A 727-nucleotide genomic window follows, 5' to 3' on the forward strand; every position below is an offset into this window, starting at 1 on the left:
GGATTACATAGCAAAGCTGAACGAATGAAAGATTGTGCCACGCAATTAGTTTTCAAGCATACGGGAGAAGCGTTGAAGCTATATCAAGCATGGTTTTGTAAAGTGAGGTTATGTCCTATGTGTAACTGGCGAAGGTCGTTGAAAATTGCTTATCACAATAAGAGAATTGTTGAGACGGCGAATGAGCGTGAAAATGTCCGTTGGCTATTCTTAACTCTTACGGTTAAGAATACGGACGCTGAGAGCCTTTCTGAGACGATTTCAGACATGTTTAATGGTTTTAATAGGTTTACTAAGTACAAAGCTTTTAAAACGTCTGTAAGGGGCTATTTTCGAGCCTTAGAGGTTACAAAGAATCGTGACCCTGAAAGTGAATCGTTTGGAACGTATCATCCTCATTTTCATGTGTTGCTCTGTGTTCCTCCTAGTTATTTTGCAAAGAATTACATAAAGCAATCAGAATGGACAAGCCTTTGGCAAAAAGCTATGAAATTAGATTACAAGCCAATTGTTCATATTCAAAAAGTAAAACCAAAAGAAAATTTAAATGAACTAGAAACATATGAAAAAGATTTAAAAAAAGCTATGAAAGAACAAAATGCTATTTTAGAAGTATCAAAGTATCCAGTAAAGGATACTGATGTTATCAAAGGAAATAAGGTCACAGAGGAAAATGTAGAAACTGTTTTGGCGTTGGACAACGCCCTTTCTTATAAAAGATTAATAG

Annotated in this window: 1 protein-coding gene; it reads left to right on the forward strand. The window is 35.5% G+C overall.

The annotated features are described in order from the left end of the window. Positions 1 to 117 precede the first annotated feature (117 nt). Positions 118 to 727, forward strand: a 610-nt coding sequence (locus tag CLD20_RS19950) for a protein rep (RefSeq protein ID WP_255600018.1), incomplete at its 3' end; no start/stop codon positions are given.

Source organism: Afifella sp. IM 167 (genome assembly GCF_020144925.1).
Taxonomy (GTDB): Bacteria; Pseudomonadota; Alphaproteobacteria; order Rhizobiales; family Afifellaceae; genus Afifella.